Annotated in this window: 11 protein-coding genes; all 11 read left to right on the top strand. The window is 69.9% G+C overall.

Annotated features, from left to right (window positions below; translation table 11 throughout):
* The first annotated feature begins 2 nt into the window (after positions 1-2).
* The 11 genes from WG922_RS00185 (at position 3) to lpxC (ending at position 13,494) form a co-directional block, all read left to right on the top strand.
* Positions 3-1,427: a UDP-N-acetylmuramoyl-tripeptide--D-alanyl-D-alanine ligase gene (locus WG922_RS00185; protein ID WP_340280462.1), complete on the top strand. Its 1,425-nt coding sequence runs from the start codon at positions 3-5 to the stop codon at positions 1,425-1,427.
* Positions 1,427-2,605: a phospho-N-acetylmuramoyl-pentapeptide-transferase gene (gene mraY / locus WG922_RS00180; RefSeq protein ID WP_340279773.1), complete on the top strand. Its 1,179-nt coding sequence runs from the start codon at positions 1,427-1,429 to the stop codon at positions 2,603-2,605. The genes WG922_RS00185 and mraY overlap by 1 nt, the downstream gene beginning before the upstream one ends.
* Positions 2,602-4,185: a Mur ligase family protein gene (locus WG922_RS00175; RefSeq protein ID WP_340279772.1), complete on the top strand. Its 1,584-nt coding sequence runs from the start codon at positions 2,602-2,604 to the stop codon at positions 4,183-4,185. The genes mraY and WG922_RS00175 overlap by 4 nt, the downstream gene beginning before the upstream one ends.
* Positions 4,182-5,438: a putative lipid II flippase FtsW gene (ftsW, locus tag WG922_RS00170; protein WP_340279771.1), complete on the top strand. Its 1,257-nt coding sequence runs from the start codon at positions 4,182-4,184 to the stop codon at positions 5,436-5,438. The genes WG922_RS00175 and ftsW overlap by 4 nt, the downstream gene beginning before the upstream one ends.
* Entirely contained in the window at positions 5,435-6,532 is a 1,098-nt protein-coding gene (gene murG, locus WG922_RS00165; RefSeq protein WP_340279770.1) for an undecaprenyldiphospho-muramoylpentapeptide beta-N-acetylglucosaminyltransferase, read from the top strand. Before ftsW ends, murG begins: the two co-directional genes overlap by 4 nt.
* A complete protein-coding gene (gene murC / locus WG922_RS00160) occupies positions 6,529-7,941 on the top strand; it encodes a UDP-N-acetylmuramate--L-alanine ligase (protein ID WP_340279768.1) in 1,413 nt (470 codons plus the stop codon). The genes murG and murC overlap by 4 nt, the downstream gene beginning before the upstream one ends.
* A complete protein-coding gene (locus WG922_RS00155) occupies positions 7,938-8,906 on the top strand; it encodes a D-alanine--D-alanine ligase (RefSeq protein WP_340279766.1) in 969 nt (322 codons plus the stop codon). Before murC ends, WG922_RS00155 begins: the two co-directional genes overlap by 4 nt.
* Positions 8,903-9,712, top strand: coding sequence for a cell division protein FtsQ/DivIB (locus tag WG922_RS00150; protein WP_340279765.1), 810 nt, complete (start codon positions 8,903-8,905; stop codon positions 9,710-9,712). Before WG922_RS00155 ends, WG922_RS00150 begins: the two co-directional genes overlap by 4 nt.
* A 13-nt stretch (positions 9,713-9,725) precedes the next feature.
* Positions 9,726-10,955, top strand: coding sequence for a cell division protein FtsA (ftsA, locus tag WG922_RS00145; protein ID WP_340279764.1), 1,230 nt, complete (start codon positions 9,726-9,728; stop codon positions 10,953-10,955).
* Positions 10,956-11,103: 148 nt separating this feature from the next.
* Entirely contained in the window at positions 11,104-12,342 is a 1,239-nt protein-coding gene (gene ftsZ, locus WG922_RS00140; protein WP_340279762.1) for a cell division protein FtsZ, read from the top strand.
* A gap of 228 nt (positions 12,343-12,570) precedes the next feature.
* Positions 12,571-13,494 (top strand): UDP-3-O-acyl-N-acetylglucosamine deacetylase, encoded by a 924-nt coding sequence (gene lpxC / locus WG922_RS00135; RefSeq protein WP_340279761.1) that lies wholly within the window; start codon positions 12,571-12,573, stop codon positions 13,492-13,494.
* Positions 13,495-13,501: the final 7 nt, after the last annotated feature.

Genomic DNA, 13,501 nt, shown 5'->3' with positions numbered 1-13,501 from the left:
CCATGTGCACCCTGCAGCAGGCGCTCGGCTGGATCGATGGCGGCCGCCTCGTCGGCAATGCCGCCACGACGATCGCGCGCGTCCACACCGACACCCGCAGCCTGCAAGCCGGCGATCTGTTCGTCGCGCTGCGCGGTGAGCGCTTCGACGCCAACGACATGCTGGCCGACGCGGCGGCGCGCGGCGCGACCGCGGTGCTGGCGCACCGTGGCCGCATCCCGCCCGGCGTGTCCGGCATCGAGGTCGATGACACCAGGCTCGCGCTCGGGCAACTCGCCCGCGGCTGGCGCAGCCAGTTCGAGCTGCCGCTGATCGCCGTCACCGGCAGCAACGGCAAGACCACCGTCACGCAGATGGTCGCCTCCATCCTGCGCGCCTGGCAGGGCGAAGCGTCGCTGGCCACGCAGGGCAACTTCAACAACGACATCGGCCTGCCGCTCACGCTGCTGCGCCTGCGCGCGGCGCATCGCGTCGCGGTGCTTGAGCTCGGCATGAATCACCCTGGCGAAATCGCCTATCTCGCCGGCATTGCCCGCCCGAGCGTTGCGTTGGTGAACAACGCCCAGCGCGAGCACCAGGAGTTCATGGCCACCGTCGAGGCGGTTGCGCGCGAGAACGGTGCGGTCGTCGAGTCGCTCGGCGCGCAAGGCATCGCGGTGTTCCCGCAGGAAGACGTGTACGCGCCGCTGTGGCGCGAGATGGCCGGCACGCGTCGCTGCATCACCTTCGGCGCCGCCGCCCATGCGGGCGCCGATCTGTTTCTGGCCGGGTCTGAATGGCACGAGGGGCACTGGAGGGTACGGGCGCAAACGCCCGCCGGGCCAGTGGAATTCCGACTCCATATCGCCGGCCGCCACAACGTGGGCAATGCCCTCGCTGCCGCCGCCTGTGCCCTCGCGGCGGGCGCACCGCTGCATGCCGTGGCGCAGGGGCTGGAGGCGTTCGAGCCCGTCAAGGGGCGCTCCCGGGCGCTGCCGCTGCAGCATCAGGGCCGCACGCTCACGCTGGTGGACGACAGCTACAACGCCAACCCCGACTCGGTGCGCGCCGCCATCGACGTGCTGGCCGAACTGCCTGGCCCGCAGCTGCTGGTGCTGGGCGACATGGGCGAGGTCGGCAACCAGGGGCCGCAGTTCCACGCCGAGGTCGGCGACTATGCGCGTGAGCGCGGCATCCAGCACCTCTTCACGCTGGGCGAGCAGGCGCGCGGCATGCGCGGGCAGCATTTCGAATCGCACCAGGCACTCGTCGCGGCGGCGCACACCCTGCTGCCGCAACTGGCCAGCATCCTCGTCAAGGGATCGCGCTTCATGCGCATGGAGCAGGTGGTCCAGGGGCTCGCGCAGGCTGCGTCGCCGGACGCTTCCCCGGTGACGACTGCGGCAACGACAACAACAACAACAACAACGACACGAGGAGACGCCTGATGCTGCTGAGCCTGGCCATCTGGCTGCAGACCCTCTCGCCGGAATTCGGCTTCCTGCGGGTGTTCCAGTACATCACCTTCCGCGCGGTGATGGCCGCCATGACGGCGCTGGTCATCGGCATCGCGCTCGGCCCCTGGGTGATCCGGCGGCTCACCGAACTGAAGATCGGCCAGCCGGTGCGCGACTACGCGATGCAGACCCACCTGGTCAAGAGCGGCACGCCCACCATGGGCGGCGTGCTGATCCTGCTGTCCATCGCCATCTCCACGCTGCTGTGGTTCGATCTTGCCAACCGCTTCGTGTGGATCGTGCTGATCGTCACGCTGGGCTTCGGCATGATCGGCTGGGCCGACGACTGGCGCAAGGTGGTCCGCAAGGACCCCGAGGGCATGCCTTCGCGCGAGAAATATTTCTGGCAATCGCTGATCGGAATGCTGGCCGCCGTGTACCTGGTCTTCAGCATCTCGGAAAGCTCCAACATGCGCGTGGTGGAGTTGTTCATCAGCTGGGTGCAGTCCGGATTCGACGTCGATCTGCCCCCGAAGGCCGGCCTGCTGGTGCCCTTCTTCAAGGAAGTGAGCTACCCGCTCGGTGTCTTCGGTTTCATGATCCTCACCTACCTGGTGATCGTCGGCGCGAGCAACGCGGTGAACCTCACCGACGGCCTCGACGGGTTGGCCATCATGCCGGTCGTGATGGTCGGCTCGGCGCTCGGCGTCTTCGCCTATGTCACCGGCAGTGCCGTGTATTCGCGCTACCTGCTGTTCCCCTACATTCCCGGCGCCGGCGAGCTCCTGATCTTCTGCGCGGCGATGGCCGGCGCGGGGCTGGCCTTCCTCTGGTTCAACGCCTACCCGGCGCAGGTCTTCATGGGCGACGTGGGCGCGCTCGCGCTCGGCGGTGCCCTCGGCACCATTGCCATCATCGTGCGCCAGGAGATCGTGCTCGCCATCATGGGCGGCGTCTTCGTGGTCGAGGCCCTGTCCGTGATGATGCAGGTGACCTACTTCAAGTACACCAAGCGCCGCTTCGGCGAGGGTCGGCGCATCCTCAAGATGGCGCCCCTGCACCACCACTTCGAGAAGAGCGGCTGGAAGGAAACGCAGGTGGTGGTGCGCTTCTGGATCATCACCATGCTGCTGTGCCTGGTGGGCCTGTCCACCCTGAAGCTGCGATGAGCGGGCCCATGTTCCACGACCTGCACGTCCTCGTCCTCGGCCTCGGCGCCTCCGGGCTGGCCATGGCGCGCTGGTGCGCGCGCCACGGCGCCCGCGTCACCGTGGCTGACACGCGCGAAGCGCCGCCGCAGTTGCCGACGCTGCGCGCCGAGCTGCCGCAGGCGCGTTTCGTGGCCGGCCCGTTCGGTGCGCACCTGCTCGCCGACGGCGTGCAGGCCGTGTTCCGCAGCCCGGGGCTGAGCCCGACGCAGGTCGATGCCGTGCTGCAGCCGGCGCGTGAGGCCGGCCTGCGCATCGGCGGCGAGCTGGAGCTCTTTTCCGAAGGGCTGGAGGCGCTGCGCGTCGAGCAAGGCTATGCCCCGGCGGTGCTGGCCGTCACCGGCACCAACGGCAAGACCACCGTCACCTCGCTGTGCGGCCAGCTGGTCGAGCGCAGCGGCCGCACCGTCGCCGTGGCCGGCAACATCGGCCCCACACTGCTCGACACGCTGTGGGCCAAACGCGAAGCGCAGGCCCTGCCGCAGGTCTGGGTGCTTGAGCTCTCCAGCTTCCAGCTCGACGGCGCGCAGGCCTTCGAGCCGACCGCCGCCACCGTGCTGAACCTGAGCCAGGACCATCTCGACTGGCATGGCGGCATGGATGCGTATGCGCAGGCCAAGTCGCGCATCTTCGGCACGCAGGGCGTGATGGTGCTCAACCGCGAAGACCCGGCCGTGATGCGCATGCTGCCGCCGCCCGTGCGCCTCAAGGGCGGCCGCACCGAGCAGCGCGAACACCTCACCTTCGGCGGCGACCTGCCGCAGCGCCCCGGCGACTTCGGCATCGAGGTGGTCAATGGCATGGCCTGGCTGGTGCGCGCACTCGAAGGCGACGAGACCCGCAAGCGCCGGCGTCGCCCCGCTGCTGCGGCCGCCGACGCGATGGGCGACGACGCGGCGCGCCCCGCCGCGATCGCCGTAGAGCCCGACGAATTGCACCTGCAGCGCCTGATGCCCGCCGACGCGCTGCGCATCCGCGGCCGGCACAACGCCGCGAACGCGCTGGCGGCGCTGGCGCTGGCAACGTCGTGCGGCTGCCCGCTCGGCCCCATGCTCTACGCGCTGCGCGAGTACCGCGGCGAGCCGCATCGGGTCGAACCCATCGGCATCATCGACGACGTCGAGTACTTCGACGACAGCAAGGGAACCAACGTCGGCGCCACGGTGGCCGCCCTGCAGGGGCTCGGCGCCGATCGCAAGCTGGTGGTCATCCTCGGCGGCGACGGCAAGGGCCAGGACTTCGCACCGCTGGCCGAACCTGTCGCGCGCCACGTCCGCGCGGTCGTGCTGATCGGCCGCGATGCACCCGCGATCCGCGGCGTGCTCGCCCCCACCGGCATCGCGCTGCTCGATGCCGACTCCATGCCCGCTGCGGTGCAGCTCGCGACGCAGCGCGCCCATGCCGGCGATGCGGTGCTGATGTCGCCGGCCTGCGCCAGCTTCGACATGTTCGAGCACTACGAGCACCGTGCACAGGTGTTCCGCGACGCGGTGCGCGCGCTGGCCGACGACGCCGGCGTCGCCCTGGAAGGTTTCGAATGAAACTGCTGCCCGCCGCGCTCTCCGACCGCTTCGCGCGCCTGATCGCCGGCAGCCCGCAGGGCGCCACGGTGCTGCCGGTGCGCCTGTCGGGATATACGGGCGTGGCCGCGCCGGCCCGCGCGCAGATCTACGACCAGGCGCTGGTCTGGGTCGCGGCCGGGCTGCTGCTGTTCGGTCTGGTGATGGTCTATTCGGCGTCCATCGCGATGCCGGACAACCCGCGCTTCGCCCGCTACAGCCCGATGCACTTCTTCGTGCGCCACATCATCGCCCTCGCCATCGGCTTCGTCGCTGCGCTGCTGGCCTTCCAGGTGCCGGTGGCGGTGTGGGAGCGACGCGCGCCCTGGCTGTTCGTGGGTTCGCTGCTGCTGCTCATCGCCGTGCTCGTGCCCGGCGTGGGCAGCGTCGTCAACGGGGCGCGCCGCTGGATCTCGCTGGGCTTCATGAGCTTCCAGCCGTCGGAACTCGCGAAGTTCGCGGTGGTGCTCTACGCCTCGAACTACATGGTGCGCAAGATGGAGGTGAAGGAGCGTTTCTTCCGCGCCGTGCTGCCCATGGCCGTGGCGGTGGCGGTGGTGGGGCTGCTGCTGCTGGCCGAGCCCGACATGGGCGCTTTCCTGGTGATCGCGGTGATCGCCATGGGCATCCTGTTCCTGGGCGGCGTGAACGCGCGCATGTTCTTCCTCATCGCGGCGGTGCTGGTGGTCGCCTTCGGCCTGATGATCGCCCTGTCGGACTGGCGGCGCGAGCGCATCTTCGCCTACCTCGACCCGTGGAGCGAAAAGCACGCACTGGGCAAGGGCTACCAGCTCTCGCACGCCCTCATCGCCATCGGGCGGGGCGAGATCTTCGGCGTCGGGCTCGGCGGCAGTGTCGAAAAGCTGCACTGGCTTCCCGAGGCCCACACCGACTTCCTCTTCGCCGTCATCGGCGAGGAGTTCGGCTTCGTCGGCATCGTCTGCCTGATCGCCGCCTTCTTCTGGCTGACCCGGCGCATCATGCACATCGGCCGCCAGGCCATCGCCATGGACCGGCTCTTCGCCGGTCTGGTGGCGCAGGGCATCGGCGTCTGGATCGGCTTCCAGGCCTTCATCAACATGGGCGTCAACCTGGGCGCGCTGCCGACCAAAGGCCTCACGCTGCCGCTCATGAGCTATGGCGGCTCGGCCATCCTGCTGAATTTCGTGGCGCTGGCGGTGGTGCTGCGGATCGACTTCGAGAACCGCGTCCTGATGCGCGGAGGCCGGCCATGACGGACACCACCGGCGCCCCTGCCACCGCCAGCCGCACCGCCCTCATCATGGCGGGGGGCACCGGCGGCCACATCTTCCCGGGCCTGGCGGTAGCCGAGGCGCTGCGTGCCGCCGGCTGGCAGGTCCACTGGATGGGCGCGCCCGACAGCATGGAAAGCCGGCTGGTGCCGGCGCGCGGCTTTGCCTTCGAGGCGGTCGATTTCTCCGGCGTGCGCGGCAAGGGCGTGGTCACGATGGCGATGCTGCCGGTGCGGCTGCAGAAGGCCTTCTGGCAGGCCGCGAAGGTGGTGCGCCGCATCAAGCCCGACGTGGTCGTCGGCCTGGGCGGCTACATCGCCTTCCCCGGCGGCATGATGGGCACCCTCTTCGGCAAGCCGCTGGTGCTGCACGAGCAGAACTCGCGCGCCGGCATGGCCAACAAGGTGCTCGCGGGCATCGCCGACCGCGTCTTCACCGCGTTTCCCGACGTGCTGTTCAAGGGCGAATGGGTCGGCAATCCGCTGCGCGAAGAGTTCCTGCGCCAGGCGCCGCCGGCCGAGCGGCTGGGCGAGCGCAGCGGGCGGCTGCGGCTGCTGGTGGTGGGCGGCAGCCTCGGAGCCAAGGCGCTCAACGAGCTGGTGCCCAGGGCGCTCGCCTTGCTGCCCGCGTCGCACCGCCCGGTGGTGCTCCACCAGAGCGGCGCGACGCAGATCGACGCGTTGCGCGCCAACTACCAGGCGGCCGGCGTCGAGGCCGAGCTCACGCCCTTCATCGACGACACCGCGCGCGCCTTCGCCGATGCCGACCTGATCGTCTGCCGCGCCGGCGCGAGCACCGTCACCGAGATCGCCGCGGTCGGAGCGGCCGCCGTCTACGTGCCCTTCCCGCACGCGGTGGACGACCACCAGACCGCCAACGCGCAGTTCATCACCGAAGCCGGCGGCGGCTGGCTCATGCAGCAGGACGCGCTCACGCCCGAGTGGCTGGCCGAGCTGCTGGGCAAGGTGAACCGCGCCGAGCTGATTCAAAAGGCCTGCGCCGCGAAGGCGCGGGAAAAGACCGGCGCGACCGCCGCCATCGTCGCCGCCTGCGAGCAACTGGCACAGAAAGCATGAAACACGCCGTCCGGCACATCCACTTCGTAGGCATCGGCGGCTCGGGCATGTCCGGCATCGCCGAGGTGCTGCGCAACCTGGGCTACGAGATCTCCGGCTCCGACCTTGCCGACAGCCCCACGCTGCGCCGCCTGCACGGGCTGGGCATCCGCACCTGCATCGGCCACGACGAGAAGCACATCCAGGGCGCCGACGCGGTCGTCACCTCCACGGCGGTGCAGGCCGACAACCCCGAGGTGGTGGCGGCGCGCCGCCGCAAGATCCCGGTGGTGCCGCGCGCCATGATGCTGGCCGAGCTGATGCGCCTGAAGCAGGGGATCGCGATCGCCGGCACGCACGGCAAGACCACCACCACCAGCCTGGTCGCCAGCGTGCTGGCCGAAGGCGGGCTCGACCCCACCTTCGTCATCGGCGGGCGCCTGAACAGCGCGGGCGCCAACGCGAAGCTCGGCGCGGGCGACTACATCGTGGTCGAGGCCGACGAGTCGGACGCATCGTTCCTGAACCTGATGCCCGTCATGTCGGTGGTCACCAACATCGACGCCGACCACATGGAGACCTACGGCCACGACTTCGGCCGGCTCAAGGGCGCGTTCCTCGACTTCCTGCACCGCATGCCGTTTTACGGCACGGCCATCCTGTGCGTGGACGACCCGGTGATCCGCGACATCGTGCCCGACGTGCAGTGCCCCATCACCAGCTACGGCGTGAGCGAGGACGCGCAGGTGCGCGCCATCGGCATCCGGGCCGAGGGACCGCAGATGCGCTTCACTGCGCAGCGGCGCAACGGCGTGGTGCTGCCCGATCTCGACGTGACGCTCAACCTCGCGGGCCACCACAACGTGCTCAACGCCCTCTCGGCCATCGCGGTGGCGGTGGAGCTGAACATTCCTGACGCGGCGGTGCTCAAGGCACTGGCCGAGTTCCGCGGGGTCGGACGGCGCTTCCAGTCGTACGGTGACGTGCCCGTGCGCGCGGCCAACGGCGCAGGCCGCTTCACCGTCATCGAGGACTACGGACACCACCCGGTGGAGCTCGCCGCCACGCTGGCCGCCGCCCGGGGTGCCTTTCCCGGCCGCCGGCTGGTGCTGGCCTTCCAGCCGCACCGCTTCACCCGCACGCGCGACTGCTTCGAGGATTTCGTGAAGGTGCTCGGACACGCCGACGCGGTGCTGCTGGCCGAGGTCTATGCCGCCGGCGAGACACCGATCGTCGCGGCCGACGGCCGCTCGCTGTCGCGCGCGGTGCGCGTGGCCGGCAAGGTGGAGCCGATCTTCGTCGATGACATCGCGGCCATGCCCGAGGCCATCTTCGAGATGGCGCGCGACGGCGACGTGGTGATGTGCATGGGTGCGGGTTCCATCGGCGGCGTGCCGGCCCGGCTGCAGGACATGGGAGGTGTGCGGTGACGACGCAGCACGACTTCGGCAAGGTCGCGGTCCTGATGGGCGGGCGCAGCGCCGAACGCGAGATTTCGCTCATGTCCGGCAGTGGCGTGCTCGAGGCGCTGCGGGCGCAGGGCGTGGACGCCCATGCCTTCGACCCGGCCGAGCGCGACCTGGCCGAGCTCAGGCACCAGGGTTTCGATCGCGCGTTCATCGCGCTGCACGGCCGCTTCGGCGAGGACGGCACCGTGCAGGGTGCGCTCGAGCTGCTGGGCATCCCCTACACCGGTGCGGGCGTCCTGGCCTCCGCGATCGCGATCGACAAGGTAATGACCAAGCGGGTCTGGCTGGCCGAGGGACTTTCCACCCCGGCCTACGTGCTGCTGCGCAAGGGCGAAACCACCCCCGAGCAGATCGCTGCCGTTCCGCGGGAGCTGGGCCTGCCGCTGATCGTCAAGCCGGCCCGCGAGGGCTCGTCCATCGGCCTGACCAAGGTGGTGCGGCCCGAGCAGATGGCGCAGGCGGTGGACGCGGCCGCGGCGCTCGACTGCGACGTGCTGTGCGAGCAGTTCATCGCCGGCGACGAAGTCACCTGCCCGGTGCTGGGCACCGGCGCCCAGGCGCGCGCGCTGCCGGTGATCCGGATCGTTGCGCCCGAAGGCAACTACGACTACCAGAACAAGTACTTCACCGACGACACCCAATACCTGGTGCCCTGCGGATTGCCCGCGGGCGAGGAGGCCGCCATCCAGGCGCTGGTGCTCCAGGCCTACCGCGTGCTGGGCTGCCGCGGCTGGGGCCGCGCCGACGTGATGATCGACGCCGCCACGCGCAAGCCCTACCTGCTCGAGATCAACACCTCGCCGGGCATGACGGGCCACTCGCTGGTGCCGATGTCGGCGGCCGCCGCCGGAATGCCCTACCAGCAGCTGTGCGTGCAGGTGCTCGCCTCGTCGGGCCTCGAGCAGCAAGGCTCGCACGCGCCATGAGAAAACCCGCCCCCGTCCCGCAGCCGGCCGACGTCCGGCTCATGAACGCCACCGCGACGCTGCTTTTCGCGACCGTGGGCGTCATGGTGCTGGCCGGGGCGGGCTGGTGGGTGCTGCGGCATCCGGCGTTCTCTGTGGCGCGCATCGCGGTGCACGGCGACATCGCGCACAGCAGCGAGGCCACCTTGCGCGCCAACGTCATGCCGAGGCTGGCGGGCAACTTCTTCACCGTGGACCTGGTGCAGGCGCGCGACGCCTTCGAAGACGTGCCGTGGGTGCGCAGGGCCCAGGTGCGCCGCGCCTTCCCCAACGAGCTGCACGTGCGGCTGCAGGAGCACCAGGCGGTGGCCTTCTGGGGTGCGGAGGGTGAAAGCACGCTGGTGAACAGCTTCGGCGAGGTGTTCGAAGCCAACCCCGGCGATGTCGATCAGGAGGGGCTGCCGCGCCTGTCGGGTCCGCTCGCCGAGTCGGCGCAGGTGCTGGCCGCCTGGCGCGCCCTGGCGCCGCTGTTCGCGCAGGTCGAGCTGCCCATCGAGCAGCTCACGCTCACGGGCCGCGGCAGCTGGCAGGCGGTGCTCGAGACGGGCGCGCGCGTCGAGCTCGGGCGCGGCAGCGTCGAAGAAATACAGGCGCGGGCGCGCCGCTTCACGCTCACGCTGACGCAGGCAGCGGGGCGATACGGCCGCCGGCCCGAGGCGCTGGTCGCGGCCGACCTGCGCCACGTGGATGGCTACGCGATCCGGTTGAGGGGCGTCAGCACGCTGGGTGCCGACGCGCAGGGGAAAAACGCGCAGGCGAAAAGGTAGAGAGAGGGACACGATGGCAAAGGAATACAAGGACCTGGTCGTCGGCCTGGACATCGGCACCGCGAAGGTGATGGTGGTCGTGGCCGAAGTGATGCCGGGCGGCGAGTTGAAGCTCGCGGGGCTGGGAGGGGCGGCCTCGAACGGGCTCAAGCGCGGCGTCGTGGTCAACATCGACGCCACCGTGCAGAGCATCCAGCAGGCGCTCAAGGAAGCCGAGCTGATGGCCGACTGCAAGATCACGCGTGTCTACACCGGCATCACCGGCAGCCACATCCGCGGCATCAACTCCAGCGGCATGGTGGCCGTCAAGGACAAGGAGGTCACGCCCGCCGACGTGGCCCGGGTGGTGGAGACCGCCCGTGCGATCAACATCTCCACCGACCAGCGGCTGCTGCTGGTGGAGCCGCAGGAGTTCGTGATCGACGGCCAGGACGTCAAGGAGCCGATCGGCATGAGCGGCATCCGGCTCGAAGCCAAGGTCCACATCGTCACCGGCGCGCAGAGCGCGGCCGAGAACATCGTCAAGTGCGTGCGCCGCTGCGGCCTCGAGGTCGAGCAGCTGATGCTCAACCCGCTGGCATCGAGCTATGCCGTGCTGACCGAGGACGAGAAGGAGCTGGGCGTGGCGGTGGTCGATATCGGCGCCGGCACCACCGACGTTGCGATCTTCACCGGCGGCGCGATCCGCCACACCGCCGTCATCCCGATCGCGGGCGATCTGATCACCAGCGACATCGCGATGGCGCTGCGCACCCCCACCAAGGACGCCGAGGACATCAAGGTCGAGTGCGGCTACGCCAAGCAGCTGCTGGCCGACCCCGAGCAGCAGGTCGAGGTGCCGGGCCTGGGCGACCGCGGACCGCGCATGCTGTCCAAGCAGGCGCTGGCCGGCGTGATCGAGCCGCGCATCGAGGAGATCTTCTCGCTCGTGCAGCAGGTGATCCGCGAGTCGGGCTTCGAGGAGGTGCTGTCCTCGGGCATCGTGCTCACCGGCGGCAGCGCCGTCATGCCGGGCATGGTCGAACTCGGCGAAGACATCTTTCTCAAGCCGGTGCGCCGGGGCGTTCCCAAGTACGTGGGCGCGCTGTCCGACATGGTTGCGCAGCCCCGCGCGGCGACGGTGATGGGCCAGCTCGAGGAGGCGCGGCTCGCGCGCATGCGCGGCCTCAAGGTGGCGCAGAAGAACGGATCGGTGAAGACGGCCTTCGGGCGCTTCAAGGACTTCATCGTGGGGAACTTCTGATGCACCCCACGAAGGCATGGCTGGCGCGGGGAAGCCCCGGACGCCGGCACGAGCGATGGCGGTGCACCGGTCCGCCACCTCGAACGTTCAGCACCCGGGTCCCGACATATTTTCAAGGCAACTGCAGTTCCTTCCGAGGAGTACGAACATGACCATCGAGATGATCGAAAGCGAAGAATTCAACATGGGCACCCAGATCAAGGTGATCGGGGTAGGAGGTGGCGGCGGCAACGCCGTCGAGCACATGATCGAGCGCCAGGTCCAGGGCGTCGAATTCATCAACGCGAACACCGACGCGCAAGCCCTGGCGCGCACCGCCGCGCACAAGACCATCCAGCTCGGTCAGAGCGGCCTGGGCGCGGGCAGCAAGCCCGAGAAAGGCCGCGAGGCGGCGGAGGCGGCGGCCGACCAGATCCGCAGCGCCATCGAGGGCGCGCACATGCTGTTCATCACCGCCGGCATGGGCGGCGGCACCGGCACCGGCGCCGCACCCGTGATCGCGCGCGTGGCCAAGGAGATGGGCATCCTCACCGTCGGCGTGGTGACCAAGCCCTTCGACTGGGAGGGCGGGCGGCGCATGACCAACGCCGACCAGGGCCTGTCCGAACTCGAGGCCAACGTCGATTCGCTGATTGTGGTGCTCAACGAGAAGCTGCTCGAAGTGCTGGGCGACGACATCACCCAGGACGAGGCCTTCGCGCACGCCAACGACGTGCTGAAGAACGCGGTGGGCGGCATCGCCGAAATCATCAACGTGCCCGGCCACGTGAACGTCGACTTCGAAGACGTGCGCACCGTCATGGGCGAGCCCGGCAAGGCCATGATGGGGACGGCCGTGGCGGCCGGCCCCGACCGCGCCCGCATCGCGGCCGAGCAGGCCGTGGCCTGCCCGCTGCTCGAAGGCATCGACCTGTCGGGCGCCAAGGGCGTGCTGGTGCTGATCACCGCCGCCAAGGGCAGCCTGAAGCTGTCGGAGTCGAAGCTCGCGATGAACACCATCCGCGCCTACGCCTCGCCCGATGCGCACGTGATCTACGGCACCGCCTACGACGACAGCCTGGGCGACCAGGTCCGCGTCACGGTGGTGGCCACCGGGCTGTCGCGCCAGGGCCAGCAGCGCCGCACCGCGCCGCCGCTGCAGGTGCTGCGCACCGGCACGCACGACGTCGGCTTCAGCGTGCCCACCCTCAACGAGCTGGCCAGCGGCCGCAGCCCGATGGCCGCGCCGGCCTCGATCTCCACCGGCAAGGATTCGTACGGCGGCCTGTCGGTGCCCAGCGTCTGGCGCACCAACCGCACCACGGCGGCCGCCAAGGTGGACGCGCTCGCCTCGGGCGGCATGGACGACTTCGAGATCCCCGCGTTCCTGCGCAAGCAGGCCGACTGATGGGCCGAAGGCCGCGGGGCGGTGCGGCGTGAAGCCTGAGGAGCGCAACCCGGGTCCGGTTGCGCGCCATCCGGCGCCACGCCGCACAGCGCCAGCGGCGCCCGCCGTCCGGTCCATTGCGCCTGCGGCACCGGCTCGGCTTGCGCCGAGTCTGCCGTGGCAGGGCAATCGGGGTCATAGCCAGCGCCCACGGCGCCTGCGCGCCTGCGAACCGTAAAATTCGCGCCCATGCTCCAGCAACGCACCCTCAAGACCCTCACCCGCGCCGTCGGCGTCGGGCTGCACAGCGGACAGCGGGTCGAGCTGACGCTGCGTCCTGCGGCGCCGGACACCGGCATCGTCTTTCGCCGCACCGACCTGCCGCAGCCGGTGGACATTCCGGTGTCGGCGCAGGCCGTGACCGACACCCGCATGGCCTCGACCATCTCCAGCGGAACGGCGAAGGTGCATACCGTCGAGCACCTCATGTCGGCCTGCGCCGGGCTGGGCATCGACAACCTCTATATCGACATCACCGCCGAGGAAGTGCCCATCCTGGACGGCTCCTCGTCCTCCTTCGTGTTCCTGCTGCAAAGCGCCGGCATCGAGTTGCAGCGCGCGCCGCGGCGCTTCATCCGCGTGCTGCGCCCGGTGGAGGTGCGCGAAGGCGAGGGCGAGCGGCTGAAGTGGGCGCGGCTCGCGCCGTACCACGGCTTCAAGCTCAGCTTCGAGATCGACTTCGCGCACCGCGTGGTCGACTCCACCGGCCAGCGGCACGAGTTCGACCTGGGCCGCGATTCCTACAGCCGCGACATCGCGCGCGCCCGCACCTTCGGGTTCACCAAGGACGTGGAAATGATGCGCGCCAGCGGCCTGGCGCTGGGCGGCGGGCTCGACAACGCCGTGGTCATGGACGACTGGCGCGTGCTGAACACCGACGGGCTTCGCTACGACGACGAGTTCGTCAAGCACAAGATCCTCGACGCCATGGGCGATCTGTACCTGGTGGGCAAGCCGCTGCTGGGTGCGTATTCGGCCTTCCGCTCGGGCCACGCCCTCAACAACCAGCTGCTGCGGGCGCTGCTGGCCGATGAAAGTGCCTGGGAGCTGGTGAGCTTCGAGGACGAGCGCAAGGCACCGTCGGGCTTCGGCCTGCCGGCGCGCGCCTGGTAGCCGCGCG

This window comes from Ramlibacter sp. AN1015, assembly GCF_037726105.1.
Lineage (GTDB): Bacteria > Pseudomonadota > Gammaproteobacteria > Burkholderiales > Burkholderiaceae_C > Ramlibacter.
This window is presented reverse-complemented; position numbering and strand designations above follow the sequence as displayed.